The sequence below is a fragment of the Clostridium neonatale genome (assembly GCF_001458595.1).
In the GTDB taxonomy this organism is placed as follows: Bacteria; Bacillota; Clostridia; order Clostridiales; family Clostridiaceae; genus Clostridium; species Clostridium neonatale.
The window spans coordinates 2,960,951-2,974,979 of the sequence record NZ_LN890328.1; the positions used below are offsets into that span (position 1 = coordinate 2,960,951).

Below are 14,029 nucleotides of genomic sequence, written 5' to 3' on the forward strand. Positions count from 1 at the left end.
TTTATTACAAAATAAAAAATATATTTTTTATTTTGATTCAAAAAAAATTTGTTTAGAATAAAAATATTCTAAACAAATTTTCTCTTAAATAATCGTTTACCTATGCTTTCAATAATGTACATTACAGGCATCTGCGTAGTCATATCATTCATGTTATGCTTGAGATAAGGAACGTAATATGAAATGTTATAATCTGAAATTTTAGCCAATGTACAATTTGTTTTATTGGTAATACTTATAACTTTACAATTTAAAGATTTTAGAGTATTAACGATTCTAATTGTTTGATCTATTTCACCTGAAACTGATAAAGCTATTACGGTACATTTTTCAAAAACATTTCCTTCAATTTGAAAGTATGGATCATCAATTGCTAAACTAAACTTTCCTGTACCAGATAAATATCTTGCACCATATCTACATAATACTCCTGAAGTTCCCAGGCCAACCCACAAGGTTCCATTAGAGTTTTCAATTATATTTACTATATTTTCTATACTTTTCTGAAATTCTACTTCTTTATATTTTTTAAGACTATCGATGATTTCATCTAAGTCATCTTCTATATCTATATCCTTTTGGTCATCTAAATAAAGCTTAAATTTAACTTTAAATTCAGAATAACCATCACATTTCACTTTTTTGCAAAATCTCAATACAGTTGTTGTTGAAACATGTGCATTATTTGCTAAATCCTTTATTGTCATTTTTAGTACTTCATGTGAATTTTGTATTATATAATTATACACCGAAAGTTCTAAATCGTTTAAACTTTGAATCTTTTCATAGTCAAACATAGCCTTATCACCTCTAATACTTGCATTTATTACTAATCTATCACATAAGATTCTTCAAGGCAAGGATAATACTTCCATATTAAAAGATAATACCTCCATGATTAAAAATTTATAAATTCAAAAAATCTCTAGATTTTTTATGTGTTTTTCTATATTAAACCATATATCTTATATGGGAGGTGAAATTTATGGAATTTATAAAATTCATGTGTTTTTTTCTTCTAAACCATATATCTTAATTGAGAGAAAAAATTTAAAGGAGGAATTTATTATGGCAGTAAACAAAATCATCGACTCAACATCACTAAGCATTGAGGTACAAAACGGGACGGATAAAGCGGGGGACGCCACATTTACTAAAAAGACTTTTTCTAATGTAAGAAATGATGCTGATCCAGAGGGAATCTATTCAGTAGCTTCAGCTATTAAAGATCTTATGGATACTCAAACTCGTGAAATCTTTGTTAATGTAAGTTCTTTCCTTAATAACAATTAACAATTTTAACTGCTTTTCTATTTTCACATTTCTATAAAAGCTTTTCTAAATTATTAACCAATTCTCCTATTGCATCAACATATTCATTTACTATCCTATTAGCAATTTCATCTGCTAAATCTTCACTATAAATATGTGATGTAGAATTTCTATCTTCTAACAAACTAATCCAAACTTTATCATTAGATATTAAGTTATTTACATATGCCTTTTTATATATTGAACGTGGAAATGAATTTTCAAGAGTCACACCTAAATATTTCATAAATTCCCTAAGTGTTTTATGAGTAAGTTCATATGTAAATTCAAATCTTTGAATTAAACTATCCCTTATTATATCATCCTTGCCATCATATAACTTGCTTACTTCTAAAAGTCTATCATAAGCTTTTTTTAAGTTCATATATTTAAAATCAATGCTTCTCATAGATAATAATCCCTTCTTTTTCAACCTGGCTTACAAATGTTTCATCATGTATATCTTTCATATCCGAAAAATCAAACTCTAACAAAGTACTCGTATTCATTTCAATATCCTCAATAAATTCTACTATTGAAGTATCACAATATATGGCCAAATCTATATCACTTTTAATTGAATTATCTCCTCGTGCTCTAGATCCAAAAAGAATGACTTTTTTTATTTTATCATGTTTGCGAGATATATCTATTATTTCTTCAACTATTTTTTTCTCTAAATTCAAATTCATCACTCCACTAATAAAAATCATCTTTTCCTAGATAATCAAAATCCAATATTATAATATGGTGACATTTTTATTCCCCTTCATCAACTTCATATCTTCTTTTATAATATTTTCAAGCCACTCATTATTTCTATGATATTTATTTACATACATTCTAAAATCAATTTCACGCTCAAAATCTAGAATTATTTTATTATTACTTAATAAATAACTATCGGCAATTGTATTATCAAATTCATTCATATAAAGAAAAACAATATGAATATTATCAAACTCAAAAAATTTCTGAAGTCCTAAAAGAAGTTCATCTTCAATTTTAAATTCAAATTCAACACCAAGATTTTTGTTAAGCAAAATCAATATATCTATATCACTTCTATTTTCATCCCAAAATTCAGTATTATAACTTCCAAAAACACAAAGTGAAACAATATTTTCAGTATTATCAATTTTGAAATCTTTAATATTCTTTTTATCTGGCATCAAATTTTCACCTCGCTTATTATATTACTAATATTATAGCCTAAATATATTTTATTTAAAACTAAATAGCAGCAAGATTTATTAAAAAATCCTTATGAGTTTTATTATGGAATAAATGCCTGGGAAGTGAACTTTTTAAATGCAAAATCTACTTTTGGATTAATTCTAGCCATGTTTTCCACCACCATTTTTGTCTCATTTTTTCCTTATCTTTAGTTATATTATTTACCTTGATTATACATTATAAACAGCAGTATTTCTATTAGTTTCATGTTAAATTAGAAATACATCATACAAATTTTCAAAATTTAAATATACTGTATTATTAAATGATTCTATCTATAAAAGCTTTTCTAAATTATTAACTAATTCTCCTATTGCATCAACATATTCCTGCACTATTCTATTGGCTATTTCATCTACTATATTTTCATTATTTTTAAGATAATTTATTAATTATATTATACCTATTTATATTTATCTTAGAAAAAATAAAATCACCATTTTGATACATATTATCTAAAGAATATACTAATGAAAAATATTCCCTATAATATAGCTTGGATTCCAAAATACATAAACCCTATCTTAATTAAATATTTATGATGATCTTTTAAGTAAAAATGCCTTCGAATTAACAGAAAGGGTTGGTTGGTATACTTGAAGGTAAAGAATATAGATTTGTTGGAGTTGATGAACTTTAAAATTAGATTACACTAATTTTTCTCACATTAAATATTTGTTTCATTTATACATATTAAAGTATATATTATAGTGCGTTTTACAATATACTTTTGAGTTGCTTTTTCTTTAATTTCATCTAATATAATAATTTCTTGCACCCATATTCTCAACCTCTCTTTTATCTGATTCCAATATTTTTATCATATTCTTTATAATTAACATTCACTTCATTTTCTTTTAGTATTTCACACATATAAAATAATGATTCTAGTACATACTATGTAATGTACTTTGTTCTTACCTTACCCTATAATTACCATTCATATATTTTTATTTTAAAGTACAAAAGAAGGGAACCTTTTATGATAAAAAGAACTTTAATATATTCTTTGTTATTAGTAATTCTATTTATTTTAGGATGTAGTAATAAAATTACAGTTAAACCTGATGACTTGGAGCTTAAAGGAACAAATGAGGATATAAATATAAGTTCAATAAATTATGATAATTTTAAAGAATTAAATTTAGAAAAAGATAATATAATTCTTAAAATAAACGGAAAAACTTTTAATTTTAATTTGCCAATATATATAGATAAGAATAGATATTATCTTCCCTTGAATGAAATCATAGATAATTTTAATGGTGAAATAAAAAAAGTTGAAGATATTTTATATTTAAATATAGATAATATAAAGCATTCTATTGATACATTAGATAATACTGTTAAATGTCCTAATGATGAATTTACACTAAAAGAAAATTTACTAACTAATGATAATAATATATATTATATTGGCTTTTCTGATCTTTCAAATATGCTTAACTTATATACACGATGGGATAAAGATAATAAAGTAGTTAATTGCAGAATGAATTCTAATGAAACTTTGGAAAATAATACTTTTTATAATAGTGATGATAATTCTAATACCAAAAATACTGAAATTAAAGACAATAATATAAAAGAAAATAAGAATAGTACTATATCAGAAAATAAATCACAAATTGCTCTAATAAGATTAGAAGATATCTGTGCTACAGGAGAAAATTATGCTAAAGACTATTTTGAAAATCTCCGTATAATAGGCAGCTATTTAAATAATAAAAATATTCCTTACCATATAGCATGGATTCCACGATACATAAATCCTAGTTTAAATATTGATAATGATCCATTAAGTAAAAATACATTTGAACTAGCAGAAATGGTTTATACATTAGATTATTTAAATAGTCATAATGGTATAATAGGTCTTCATGGATATACTCATCAATTTGGTGAATTTGAATCAGGAGCTGGATTTGAATTTGGAAGATATGAACCATCAACTAAAGTTTTTAGAAAAAAAATAGAAAAAGCTATTGAAACTGCAGAATATTTAGATATACCAATAGATTTTTTTGAAGCTCCACATTATGAAATAACCCCAGAGCAAAATAAAATTGCTGAAGAGTATTTTAAGATACTATATTATCCATTTAATGATTATGGCATAGATAAAGCTGATTTAACTAAGCCACAGATAAGTCCTTATAATGGCACTTCATTGTATATATCTACTCCCCTAGATTATATTGCAGAAGGTATGGAAGAAGAATGTTTGGATAGAATTAGAAATGCAAGTGTAGAAAATATGGGGAGCGTGTTCTTTCATCCTGTATTGGATAAGGAATTCATTTTGTTGAGTGAAGATGAGAATGGATTTCCTGTTTATAGTTATAGTGAAAATTCTTTTTTGAAGAGGTTGGCTGGTATACTTGAGTGGAAAGGGTATGGGTTTGTTGGGGTAGATGAACTTTGAAATTTAATTTTTAAGTAGAAGCTACAAAATCGTATGAATAATCAAATCAATTTCACTTATAAAATTATTATATAATTACACTTCAAAGTTAATTATAATTAAATACTGCACCTTGTACATAACAATAATAACTATTAATAGTTCTAGTATTAAAGCATTACTTTAGATTAAATATTAATCATTTAGTAATGCTCTTATATATACTTATTCTTCAATTATAGTTTTCAAATATTTTATAAAATCATCCTTTAATTCTGGCTTCCTTAATGCATATTCAACAGTCGCTTGTAAAAAGCCCAACTTATCTCCAACATCATATCTTCTACCTTCAAAATTATATGCATACATAGCTTCTTCTTTAATAAGAGTAAGAAGTGCATCTGTAAGCTGAATTTCATTACCTTTTCCTGGCTTTGTATTGTCTAAAATATCAAAAATTCTAGGTGTAACTATATATCTTCCAAGAATTGCTGTATTTGAAGGTGCCTCTTTAACAGAAGGCTTTTCTACTAAGCCTTTTACTTTGCATACTCTATCTTCTACAGCTATTCCATCTACAATTCCATATTTATATACATCGTGTTCCGGAACAGTTTGCACTCCTAAAATAGTTGTTTTATATTCTTCATAACAGTCTATAAGCTGCTTTAAACATGGCTTTTCTGGATTATAAACAACATCATCTCCTAAAAGAATTGCAAATGGTTCATTTCCAACAAATGTTTTTGCACATCTTATTGCGTGACCTAATCCTTTAGGCTCTTTTTGTCTTATATAATGAATATCCACCATATCAGATATATTTCTTACTAATTCTAATAGCTTAATTTTATTATTTTTTTTAAGTTCCATCTCAAGCTCAACAGATTTGTCAAAATGGTCTTCAATACACTTCTTATTTCGGCCTGTTATTATGAGGATCTCTTCTATGCCAGAAACTACAGCCTCTTCTATTATGTATTGTATTGTAGGTTTGTCTACAATAGGCAGCATTTCCTTTGGTTGAGCCTTTGTTGCTGGCAAAAATCTTGTTCCAAGTCCTGCTGCTGGTATTATTGCTTTTTTTATTTTTTTGTTCATAAGTCATTACCTCTATATTTATTTTTTTATAATGATTGTAATTAGACCATGGAAATTGTTATTACACCAATAAGAATTAGAGATAAACCAGCAATCTTTTTCTTGGTTATTTTTTCTTCAAACACCAAATATGCTATTATCATTGTCCATATATATGTTATTGATGTTAATGGTAATACAATTGAATAATCTAAGAAATGTAATATATATATATTTACTACCGCTGATACAAAGTATAAGATTCCACCAATATATAAATTAATATTCCAAATTAATTCTCTAAAATTTTTAAAATATGAAGCCTTTTTTAAAAAGAGTGATGCAAATGCCCCTATTAGTGTCATAATAACTAATAAAATATAATATAGCATATTACTTATCCCCCCCTCCTATTAATATAACACCTAATATTATAATTAATACACCTATAACTTTTAATAATGTTATATCTTCCTTTAATATAGTATGAGCTAATATTATACTTAATACATAATTTAAACTTAACATTGGTTGCAAAACAGACAAGCTTCCAAATTTATATGCAATAATCATTATAAATGCACCTATTCCATATAATGCAAATCCAAATATCAAAAATAAGATTCCTTCTTCTGCCGATATCTTCCATAATAATTGACCAACACAAACACATATAGATGATATCAGCATTAATAGAATACCTTTACTGTTTTTCCTTAATGATTCTAACATATCATCACCTATTTGTTTAACTTTTCTATTGATTCTATCATATATTCTTGCTTTTTAAATATTAGTTCAACAATAATTGATAAATATTTTATTATAACTGCCAAAATAGCAAAAATTGCAAAAAAAGCAATTGATAAAAATAACATAGTAGTAGTCCATCCTTGCACTGGCTTTTTACTTATAAAAATAAAAATTGTATATAATCCAACCAATACTATTCCTAACATCATTAACAATGTAATAAATAATGATGCCCTGTATGTAATATTTGTAAATAGTATTAGCGATTCAATAGCAACTTCTTTCCTGGTATCATTATCTAAATATTTACTATTATTTTTCAAATTACTATTGTAATATATAGTTTCTAATTTCAGTCCACAATTTGCATATACTGCTTTTCTATATGGAATTGTTTTATTTAACGATTGTACTCTATTTATTGCACGCCTTGAAACAACCCTAAATGTTTCTGTTTTTAATTTATTAGAATTATTTGAGTAACTATTAAATAACTTATAAAATAATTTCGATGTTTTTTTCATTTTTCTTTTAGGAGAAGCACTAACTATATCAAAACCTTTTAATGATTTATTATAAACATCCATTATAATTTCATCATTGTAATCCATATCTATATCATCAAACTCAAATATGAAATCACCTATTGCAAAATCTATCCCTGCATTCATTGAAAGTTCCAACCCTTGATGATAACTCATATTTAATATAGTTATTACTGCTTGTTCTGATTTATTTGAAAACTCCTTTATTCTGTCCACACTTTTATCAGTAGAATTATCATTAACACATATTATTTCATATTTCTCAAAATTATCACTTAATTTTCTGTTTATTCTCTCCAATGTATTTTTTATATACATTTCATTGTTATAAATATATATTACAGCTGAAACAAAATTCTTTTCTTTATTTATCACCATTTATAAGCACCTCATCTAAATCATAAACCGTATTTATTTTTCCTGAAAGAACACTTATGAAAGTAGGATTGCTTGAATATTGCTTAATTACAGTTGGTCTTGAATCATCAATTTCAGAAGCCTTTAATATAGGTTTCATAGAAAATAATGACCCTGCATACTCAAATTTCAACTCATCTTTCAAATATTTCTTAGCCATATTAGACATATAAGCCCAAGCACTTTGCGGTTTGGCTGGACAATCATTACAGTTTCCTAACTGTTTTGGCGAACAAAAACCATTACTTTTCTTTTGGCAATCAAAAGTTGGTAAATTTTCATAACTTGTCATATGCGGAGTAAATGTAACTGATGTTAATGAATGATATCCTGTCTTACCAAAAGGCATAATCGAAAAAAAAGGTCCATCCATCACAGTAATTCCAACATCTTTTAACTTATCTGAAACCTTGCACAAAATAATCTCACATAATTCATATTTTATTTTAAATGGCTCATATCCCAATTTATTTAATATCTGATTACATGATGCATATGTAGAATTTAATAAATATTGTGTGGAATAATTTCCCCCATCTTTTAACAATAACTTAAAGCACCCTTCAGTCTTTTTAATTTCTTCTATCCTAGCTTCATATTTAATATCAAAGTTTTTATAATTAGCCAATTCTTTTAAAAAATATTCTTTTAAAATATTAGCATCATAAGTATATTCTGTTGTAAAAAAAGTTCCATCACACATTCCATCTTTAAAATATTTAGAAGGATTAATATCCTCACATCTAATATTAGCCGCTTTACAAAACTTTTTAAACTGCTCAGCATTAGTCCAAGAGAAATTAGAAGATGTTGCATATATTTTGTCAAACTCAGTTAACACACAAAAAGAATAATCCCTCATAAATCTTTCAAAATAATGCGCAGATTTTATAGCTGTTGAATATGAACGCGGATAATGGTATCCCATATGAACACGAGCTTGGTTTATATATGTGGCTCTTTTAAATGGCGCATCATCATATTCTAGCACTAAAACTTTTTCCCCACGTTTAGCACAGAACAAAGCTGAATACAACCCATAAAGACCAGCACCTATTATTATTTTATCATATGTCATTTCAAAGTATATCTCCTTTCTTTAATTAATTATTTGCTATTATAATCTCCTTTTAAATTTTTAAATAATATTTTTAGTAATTCACTATTACCTTTAAAAAAACTTATTTTAGTTGGTATCTTTCCTTTTTCAGGATATTCTCTCGTAACAGGCACTTCACATGCCTTAAGTCCAATTTGTGTACACCTAGTTGATAAGTATGCAAGCAACTCATATGTCATAAATATATTTCTAAATGGCTTCACTCTATCATTTAATAAATACTTTTTAGAATGAGCTCTAAAAGCATTTGTCGTATCTGTAAATCTATGTTTAGCCGTTAAAGATATTATTGGTGCATGTATTAATCTTACTGATATATGACGAATTAATGGCGTATTTATTGCTTTTCCACCTTTAATAAACCTTGAACCTTGTACAAAATCATATCCTTCCTCAAGTTTCTCTATAAATCTAGGTATATCTTCAATACTATCTTTATTGTTCCCATCTATCGTAATTACGCCTTCATATCCACGTTCTAAAGCCCACCAAAATCCCATTCTTAATTGAGCTCCCTGCTTGCCAATATCTTTTTTAACCAATAAAGTATTTACACCTAAACTTTTTAAATTTTCCGAATTTGTACACCCATCAGTAGATCCACCATCACAAATAATTATATCAACCAATTTTGGTATGTTGTATTCATTTGCTCTTTCAAGTTCTTTCTTAATTCTGTCACCCTCATTAATTATAGGTATGCATAGACAATATTTAGACTGCCTAGACTGATATTCCTTACTTTCAAACTTTGGAACTCCACTTATTCCCTCATAAATCATTTAAACACCTCTTTTATATATTCAATAGAATCTTTTACTTGTTGTATATCATCACATTTTCCCATTTCTATTGAAATAAAGTTATTGTATTTTTTTTGTTTTAATATATTAGCAAGTATAACATGTATATTCCTCTTTTTTATTAATACTAAATTAGGTTCGCTAATATGAATATGATTTACCAGTTCTATATTATCCTCAAGAGTTTTAATATCTTCATTATTATAAATTATAGTTCCTAAATCAACATTTACTCTAAAACCGCAACTATTAACTTGTTTTGCCAACGAAAATGCTTCTGATGTATAATTTATAAAATTAGTATTATATATTGTTGGATTTGGCTCTATTGATAGAATTGTATTTTTCTTCTTAGCATACTCTCCTAATTCATAGAAAAAATAGCTTGCAACTTCTTTATCTTCTTTTTTTCTAATAACTCTATTTTTAGGACATCCCATTACAATATTATTACATTCTATTATATTAGCAAAATCAATTGCTTTTTTAGTATAACTTAATAATTCATTTCTTTCTTGTTCGGTTCCAAATATACGCTCAGTTTTTCCATACCAAATTGATTGCATTGATGATATTTGTAAATTGTATTTATTTTTTATATTAATCGCAAAATTTTTTATATCATTTAATTTATCATAAGGATTTTCTTTAATTAGTCTTGTTGGAGCAATCTCAATTCCAGCAAAATTACATTTTTGTAAGTAAGCATACATTTCTAAATCATATTTATCTTCCCAAGCTATATTAGATATTGATAATTTCATTATTTTTATCTCCTTGATAATCCATAAAATAACTATTTTCTTAAAACAAATTGTTTAATATCATTTAAAATAAAATCTTTGTCAAAAATATACCCCATATTTCCTTTAAACATATAATCATATTTTGTTCTATAATCATAGTTAAATGGCTCCTTACTCAACTCATTATTGAATGGTTCTTCTTTTATATAACTATATAATTCGGAAATTAAAATCGGTTCAGTTGCTAAATTTAGCTTCTTTATTCCATTCCCTAAAGCCAAATTAATATGCTCCCATAAATATGATAAATTATAGAATTGAAAAACACTTCTGCTGTCAGTAAAATTTAATGCTGAAAAACCAATTTGATTAAAATATTCTTTTAAATTTTTCCTTTGAGCTTCATTTAAAAACATACATTTATAAAAGCCATTATCTTGCTTTATATAATAATTTTTAATAAAATTATCTTTTTCTAAAATCTCCCTATACTTTTTTTCTGTTAATAAGCTTGGAATAACATTTATTAAATCATATATAAAATTCTTTTTAATATTTTCACCATACAATCCTGGTAAACGTACTATTAAATGATTTTCAAAATTTTCTTCAACTAATCTTTCAAGCTTATATCTGTTTAAACCATATGGCAGCAAACCAGTGATATCGATTTGAGTATCTTCATCAACATTAATTGGATTCTTATATACATCAATTGTTGATATAAGAACTATTTTTTGTGGATTAATCTTTTTTATATTTTCAAATGCATTTTCTATTATTTTAAAATCTCTCTCAGGATTATTATTTGCTAAAAACTTTTCAGCTGGAACGCCTGAATAAACTAATAGATCCGGATTTGTTCCAAACGCTTCTTCAATATTTTTTGAATTATATAAATTATTAAACTTAAAACTTTTAGTCAAATTTGTTCCTACAAAACCAGTATATCCCACTAAGGCTACTAACATTTTTTTATCTACTCCTTTTAATATATATTATTATTTCTACTTTATAGATTTCAAATTTTATTTATTTGCTGCAAAATTATAAAATTTCTTTAAGCATCTATTTTAGTCTTATATTTTGCTATCTTTTATTCTTTTTATTATAATCTTTACTATAAAATTTGTAATATATGAATAAACAATAAGAACAAAAATAAACATTATTTTATATATATATCTATCCAATTTAATATTAGCAAATGTAAATATATGGATTATAAATAAATGATTTAAATATATAGGATAAGATAATCGTCCAAATGAATCTACAATTTTATATATTAATCCCTTTCTGAATATTCGCTCTAATATATTAATTCTATTTAAAATAATGACATTCCCAATGATAAAAATTAATCCTAACCATTGATCTAGTACACTAAATGCACTTAATAAGAATCCAATCAAACAAATTGCTCCAATAAAGTTAGTCAAAAAAGAATTTTTAAATACTAAATTTACTTGAGAAGTAGTTGCTAATTCGTATGTTATTATACCTATGCTAATATTAGCTAATCCCCTTAATAACGGTAAATAAGCAAAAGAAATTAATGCAAAATAATTGTCAGTATTATGTAAGTATGTATAAACACCTATAATAACTAGTGGACAAACTATATTAATAGTTATTTCTTTATTAACTTTTAACATCTGCCATAATAATAATGAACTAAAAATAAGTGCTGTAATATACCATGTTGGAAAATTCACTCCATCCAAAAATATTCCTGTATTTTGTAACATAAAAATTTCTGGAATAAATTTTTTTAGCAATTCTAATAAGACATAAAAATCGCTCTTATTAAATATAACTAACAATAAAAACAAGCTAAATGCACTAAAAATATAATGTGGATATAAACTACATAAGCGTCCATAGACATATTGAGCAGCATTAATCTCTTTAGTATTTGAGAACTTTCTCATCAAATAGTATCCAGAAACTACGAAATAAAAATTCACAATTGCATGCCCATTTATTAATAATGATCCTCCACCATGCCCTAAAGCAATAGCTAATGCGCAAAAAAATTTCAAAAAATCTATACTTAATGATTTTTGTAATAGCATCTTATTACCCCTTATAAAATAATTTAATTATTTATTACATATATTAAAATTATATGCATTTACATTATTAAAAATAAAATCATCTTTTTGCTACACCAATATAAAGTTATATTAAATCCAATATCTTGTTATAAGTGTTATAACCATTATAACTGACATTATGATAATTGAATAAATAGAAATTATTTCATTTATATTAGCTAATTTATTATTTTTAACTTTTATAGCATTAGTTGAAAAAAGCACTGCTGCAAACATACTCAACGGAATGAAATACCTTCCTTGTATACCTGAAACAAAATTTCCATACATATCTTCAACTAAAGGTGTCCAATTTATATACATTGATCTAAATGTAAAATATATAAATACTATTATTGAAATAATAGTAAATACTTTAAATTTTCGTATTATAAGCTTACATTCAATTCCATCCATAATTATTGTATAAATTAATATTAAAGCAAAAATCAAAAGTAATACTAATGGAAAATTAGTATCTAATTGTCCTAAAACACCTATAAAACTAGTAAAATAGAAAAGTTTATATTTTATAAATGAATTTCTAATCAAAGGTATCATTAGGCCTAAATTACTCTCTAAGTATTGCTTTTGTAATTCAATTTTATTGTCATTAACAATAAAACCATTTCCAATGATGCTATTAACTCTTCCAATTATTATTCCAATTATAGCTATTATTGTAGCTAAACAAATTATTTTGCAATACTTTTTACTATTATCAAACATTTTAATTGGTATTGAAAATAACACCAAAACAAATGGCAAATACGCCGATTTTTTCAAACAAGATAACATAAAGATTAAGAAAAATATTCTTACTATATCACTAATATATATTTCTTTTTGATTTCTAATCTTTAAAATCTGAGCAACTAATAAAAATGTAGATGGTATTAGTAAACAATCATAGGATATTGATGCCCCTAAATATATACTCATTGGCATAAGAGCCAACATAAACATAGTATTTTTATAATATGGAGTTATTTTTATTGCATAAAAAATAGAAATAATATAGAATACAAAATTAAATGTTCTCGCAAATATCAATAAATTAAATGGTAATTCATACGAAGATGGTAATAATAATTTCCCAACGAAAATTCCCAATGACGAAAAAATATATGCTATTGGCGTAATATCTTGATTAAAATAACTATAAAAAATTTCTTTTTGTTCTACGCTATTAGGTAAATAGCTATTATAATAATATTCTTTAAATTTATACTTCTCACTATCTAATCCTACATACTTATCAAAATTATCATTTGCAAATTTAACAATATTTTCGGGAAAATATTTACCAATATTCCCATTTTCATTTTTTAATATTATTTGTCCATCCGCTATAGAATATGCGTTTAAAAAATGTGCTTGCTCATCTGGAATTGTCATAGGAGGACCAAATATTATTAATATTAATCCTAAAATAAGTGCAATATTTAAAAACCAGTAATGTAATTTATTATTGATTATACTCATTATTACTTACTTTCCCTTCTAACATTTACT

At 25.2% G+C, this 14,029-nt stretch carries 16 protein-coding genes; 2 read left to right on the top strand and 14 right to left on the bottom strand.

Going from position 1 to position 14,029, the window contains the following annotated elements; genetic code table 11:
- Nucleotides 1-68: 68 nt before the first annotated feature.
- Nucleotides 69-797, bottom strand: coding sequence for a MurR/RpiR family transcriptional regulator (locus BN2920_RS19980; protein ID WP_058296720.1), 729 nt, complete (start codon nucleotides 795-797; stop codon nucleotides 69-71).
- A 271-nt stretch (nucleotides 798-1,068) separates the two neighbouring features.
- Here BN2920_RS19980 and BN2920_RS19985 point away from each other — a divergent pair, with 271 nt between their 5' ends.
- Nucleotides 1,069-1,293 carry a DUF1659 domain-containing protein gene (locus BN2920_RS19985; protein ID WP_058296721.1) on the top strand — a complete coding sequence of 75 codons (225 nt, stop codon included), beginning with the start codon at nucleotides 1,069-1,071 and terminating at the stop codon, nucleotides 1,291-1,293.
- A 31-nt stretch (nucleotides 1,294-1,324) separates the two neighbouring features.
- On the opposite strand, the gene BN2920_RS19990 is transcribed toward BN2920_RS19985, so the two are convergent.
- From BN2920_RS19990 to BN2920_RS20000, 3 genes are read right to left on the bottom strand one after another with little or no spacing between them, the layout of a single operon-like run.
- Nucleotides 1,325-1,720, bottom strand: coding sequence for an HI0074 family nucleotidyltransferase substrate-binding subunit (locus BN2920_RS19990; protein WP_058296722.1), 396 nt, complete (start codon nucleotides 1,718-1,720; stop codon nucleotides 1,325-1,327).
- Entirely contained in the window at nucleotides 1,707-2,003 is a 297-nt protein-coding gene (locus BN2920_RS19995) for a nucleotidyltransferase domain-containing protein (protein ID WP_242868440.1), read from the bottom strand. Before BN2920_RS19995 ends, BN2920_RS19990 begins: the two co-directional genes overlap by 14 nt.
- Nucleotides 2,004-2,051: 48 nt before the next feature.
- Nucleotides 2,052-2,483 carry a nucleotidyltransferase domain-containing protein gene (locus tag BN2920_RS20000; RefSeq protein WP_058296724.1) on the bottom strand — a complete coding sequence of 144 codons (432 nt, stop codon included), beginning with the start codon at nucleotides 2,481-2,483 and terminating at the stop codon, nucleotides 2,052-2,054.
- A gap of 1,046 nt (nucleotides 2,484-3,529) precedes the next feature.
- Here BN2920_RS20000 and BN2920_RS20005 point away from each other — a divergent pair.
- Complete coding sequence (locus BN2920_RS20005) at nucleotides 3,530-4,972, top strand: DUF2334 domain-containing protein (protein ID WP_058296725.1); 1,443 nt, start codon at nucleotides 3,530-3,532, stop codon at nucleotides 4,970-4,972.
- Between the two features lie 204 nt (nucleotides 4,973-5,176).
- Here BN2920_RS20005 and galU read toward each other — a convergent pair whose 3' ends face one another.
- The 10 genes from galU to BN2920_RS20055 form a co-directional block, all read right to left on the bottom strand.
- Nucleotides 5,177-6,052, bottom strand: a complete 876-nt coding sequence (gene galU / locus BN2920_RS20010; RefSeq protein ID WP_058296726.1) for a UTP--glucose-1-phosphate uridylyltransferase GalU — start codon at nucleotides 6,050-6,052, stop codon at nucleotides 5,177-5,179.
- A 41-nt stretch (nucleotides 6,053-6,093) separates the two neighbouring features.
- On the bottom strand, nucleotides 6,094-6,423 hold the full coding sequence (locus BN2920_RS20015; protein WP_083498878.1) for an EamA family transporter: 330 nt from the start codon (nucleotides 6,421-6,423) through the stop codon (nucleotides 6,094-6,096).
- A 1-nt stretch (nucleotide 6,424) separates the two neighbouring features.
- Nucleotides 6,425-6,763, bottom strand: a complete 339-nt coding sequence (locus BN2920_RS20020) for an EamA family transporter (protein WP_058296727.1) — start codon at nucleotides 6,761-6,763, stop codon at nucleotides 6,425-6,427.
- Nucleotides 6,764-6,771: 8 nt separating this feature from the next.
- On the bottom strand, nucleotides 6,772-7,707 hold the full coding sequence (locus BN2920_RS20025) for a glycosyltransferase (protein ID WP_058296728.1): 936 nt from the start codon (nucleotides 7,705-7,707) through the stop codon (nucleotides 6,772-6,774).
- Entirely contained in the window at nucleotides 7,694-8,824 is a 1,131-nt protein-coding gene (locus BN2920_RS20030) for an FAD-dependent oxidoreductase (protein WP_058296729.1), read from the bottom strand. The genes BN2920_RS20025 and BN2920_RS20030 overlap by 14 nt, the downstream gene beginning before the upstream one ends.
- A gap of 29 nt (nucleotides 8,825-8,853) precedes the next feature.
- Complete coding sequence (locus tag BN2920_RS20035; protein WP_058296730.1) at nucleotides 8,854-9,648, bottom strand: glycosyltransferase family 2 protein; 795 nt, start codon at nucleotides 9,646-9,648, stop codon at nucleotides 8,854-8,856.
- Nucleotides 9,645-10,433 (bottom strand): sugar phosphate isomerase/epimerase family protein, encoded by a 789-nt coding sequence (locus tag BN2920_RS20040; protein ID WP_058296731.1) that lies wholly within the window; start codon nucleotides 10,431-10,433, stop codon nucleotides 9,645-9,647. The genes BN2920_RS20035 and BN2920_RS20040 overlap by 4 nt, the downstream gene beginning before the upstream one ends.
- Before the next feature lie 32 nt (nucleotides 10,434-10,465).
- Nucleotides 10,466-11,386, bottom strand: coding sequence for an NAD-dependent epimerase/dehydratase family protein (locus BN2920_RS20045; protein WP_058296732.1), 921 nt, complete (start codon nucleotides 11,384-11,386; stop codon nucleotides 10,466-10,468).
- A 108-nt stretch (nucleotides 11,387-11,494) separates the two neighbouring features.
- Nucleotides 11,495-12,493 (bottom strand): acyltransferase family protein, encoded by a 999-nt coding sequence (locus tag BN2920_RS20050; RefSeq protein ID WP_058296733.1) that lies wholly within the window; start codon nucleotides 12,491-12,493, stop codon nucleotides 11,495-11,497.
- Between the two features lie 111 nt (nucleotides 12,494-12,604).
- Nucleotides 12,605-13,999, bottom strand: coding sequence for a DUF2142 domain-containing protein (locus BN2920_RS20055; protein WP_058296734.1), 1,395 nt, complete (start codon nucleotides 13,997-13,999; stop codon nucleotides 12,605-12,607).
- Nucleotides 14,000-14,029: the final 30 nt, after the last annotated feature.

Excerpts from the sequence above, each read along its gene's own strand:
- BN2920_RS20000 (WP_058296724.1), bottom strand. The coding sequence starts at position 2,483 with ATGCCAGATAAAAAGAATATTAAAGATTTCAAAATTGATAATACTGAA.
- BN2920_RS20005 (WP_058296725.1), top strand. The coding sequence starts at position 3,530 with ATGATAAAAAGAACTTTAATATATTCTTTGTTATTAGTAATTCTATTT.
- BN2920_RS20045 (WP_058296732.1), bottom strand. The coding sequence starts at position 11,386 with ATGTTAGTAGCCTTAGTGGGATATACTGGTTTTGTAGGAACAAATTTG.
- BN2920_RS20020 (WP_058296727.1), bottom strand. The coding sequence starts at position 6,763 with ATGTTAGAATCATTAAGGAAAAACAGTAAAGGTATTCTATTAATGCTG.
- BN2920_RS20035 (WP_058296730.1), bottom strand. The coding sequence starts at position 9,648 with ATGATTTATGAGGGAATAAGTGGAGTTCCAAAGTTTGAAAGTAAGGAA.
- BN2920_RS20025 (WP_058296728.1), bottom strand. The coding sequence starts at position 7,707 with ATGGTGATAAATAAAGAAAAGAATTTTGTTTCAGCTGTAATATATATT.
- BN2920_RS19990 (WP_058296722.1), bottom strand. The coding sequence starts at position 1,720 with ATGAGAAGCATTGATTTTAAATATATGAACTTAAAAAAAGCTTATGAT.
- BN2920_RS20040 (WP_058296731.1), bottom strand. The coding sequence starts at position 10,433 with ATGAAATTATCAATATCTAATATAGCTTGGGAAGATAAATATGATTTA.
- galU (WP_058296726.1), bottom strand. The coding sequence starts at position 6,052 with ATGAACAAAAAAATAAAAAAAGCAATAATACCAGCAGCAGGACTTGGA.
- BN2920_RS19985 (WP_058296721.1), top strand. The coding sequence starts at position 1,069 with ATGGCAGTAAACAAAATCATCGACTCAACATCACTAAGCATTGAGGTA.
- BN2920_RS19995 (WP_242868440.1), bottom strand. The coding sequence starts at position 2,003 with ATGAATTTGAATTTAGAGAAAAAAATAGTTGAAGAAATAATAGATATA.
- BN2920_RS20015 (WP_083498878.1), bottom strand. The coding sequence starts at position 6,423 with ATGCTATATTATATTTTATTAGTTATTATGACACTAATAGGGGCATTT.
- BN2920_RS19980 (WP_058296720.1), bottom strand. The coding sequence starts at position 797 with ATGTTTGACTATGAAAAGATTCAAAGTTTAAACGATTTAGAACTTTCG.
- BN2920_RS20055 (WP_058296734.1), bottom strand. The coding sequence starts at position 13,999 with ATGAGTATAATCAATAATAAATTACATTACTGGTTTTTAAATATTGCA.
- BN2920_RS20030 (WP_058296729.1), bottom strand. The coding sequence starts at position 8,824 with ATGACATATGATAAAATAATAATAGGTGCTGGTCTTTATGGGTTGTAT.
- BN2920_RS20050 (WP_058296733.1), bottom strand. The coding sequence starts at position 12,493 with ATGCTATTACAAAAATCATTAAGTATAGATTTTTTGAAATTTTTTTGC.